Annotated in this window: 1 protein-coding gene; it reads left to right on the forward strand. The window is 75.8% G+C overall.

The window, feature by feature from the left end:
* Positions 1 to 111 precede the first annotated feature (111 nt).
* Positions 112 to 1,305, forward strand: a complete 1,194-nt coding sequence (locus tag ABZ815_RS52785; protein WP_357711145.1) for a S8 family serine peptidase — start codon at positions 112 to 114, stop codon at positions 1,303 to 1,305.
* Positions 1,306 to 1,389 lie beyond the last annotated feature (84 nt).

The raw sequence follows: 1,389 nt of genomic DNA on the forward strand, positions 1-1,389 counted from the left end.
GCGACGGTGAGGACTGTCGCGGGCCCGCGACGGTGAGGACTGTTGCCAGGCGGCCCCGGCGGGAGTACGCCTGACATCACAGGGGTGGGCTACTTCCAGGAGGGGAAGACGATGGCCGACCAGTTCATCGTGTTGCGCGATCTGAGCAGGACCCGCATGGCCGCGCCGTTCGAGCCGGGCGCCGCCGCGGTCGAGACGCCGGGCGAGCCGCACGTCGAGGTCACCGGGCTCGGCAAGCGCGAGGTTGCCGACCTCGCGCGGGACCCTTCGGTGGCCGCGGTCGCCCGGCCGATGCCGACCACCGTCCCGGGCGCGCCCGAGGACGTCGACGCGCCGCCGCCGGGGCCGGAGGCCGGCGCCCAGGTCACGTGGGGGGTGCGGGCGCTGGGCGCCGACGCCTCCCCCCGTACGGGGGCGGGGACGGTGGTCGCCGTCCTGGACACCGGGATCGACGCCGCCCACCCGGCCTTCACCGGGGTGACGCTGGTGGAGCAGGACTTCACCGGGTCGGGCCTCGGGGACAAGGTCGGCCACGGCACCCACTGCGCCGGCACCGTCTTCGGCCGCCCGGTGGACGGCATGCGCATCGGCGTCGCGCCCGGCGTCGAGCGCGCGCTGATCGGCAAGGTGCTCGGCGACGACGGCAAGGGCTCGACCGCCGCGACGGTCAAGGGCCTGCTCTGGGCGCTGGGGAACGACGCCGACGTCATCACCATGTCGCTCGGCATCGACTTCCCTGCCGCCATCCGCCAGCTTGAGGATCGGGGGCTGCCGCAGTTCCTGGCGACGTCGATCGCGCTGGAGTCGTACCGGGCGACGTTGCGGCTCTACGACTCGCTGATGCGGATGATCGCGGCCAGGGCGGCATTCGGCACGGGCACGATCGTCGTCGCGGCCACGGGCAACGCCAGCCACCGGGAGCTGCGGCCGGACTTCGAGGTCGGGCCGGAGCTGCCGTCGGCCGCCGAGGGCATGATGGCCGTGGGCGCGGTGCAGCGGCAGCCGTCCGGGCGGCTGGCGGTCGCGCGCTTCTCCAACACCTTCCCGCAGGTGTGCGCGCCGGGCGTGGACGTGGTCTCGGCCCGTACCGGAGGGGGGCTGACCAGCAAGAGCGGCACCAGCATGGCCGCCCCGCACGTGGCGGGGGCGGCGGCGCTGTGGTGGCAGGAGCTGCGGGCGCGCAGCGACGGCGCGCGGGCCGCGGCCGTCACCGGGCGGTTGCTGCTGACCGCGGCGACGGACGTGTTCGTCCCGGACGCCGACGCCGAGGACCTGGGCGCGGGCCTGGTCCAGGCGCCGCGCTGAGAGCGGGCAGGCGGGGGCGTCAGGGCCCTTCGGGGTCCACCGTGTCGGCGTCGGCCCAGAACGGCGCGGCCAGCTCGCGCAGCC

It is taken from the genome of Nonomuraea sp. NPDC047529 (assembly GCF_040642995.1).
Lineage (GTDB): Bacteria > Actinomycetota > Actinomycetes > Streptosporangiales > Streptosporangiaceae > Nonomuraea.

Coding starts and splice junctions, on each gene's coding strand:
- ABZ815_RS52785 (WP_357711145.1), top strand. CDS start 112: ATGGCCGACCAGTTCATCGTGTTGCGCGATCTGAGCAGGACCCGCATG.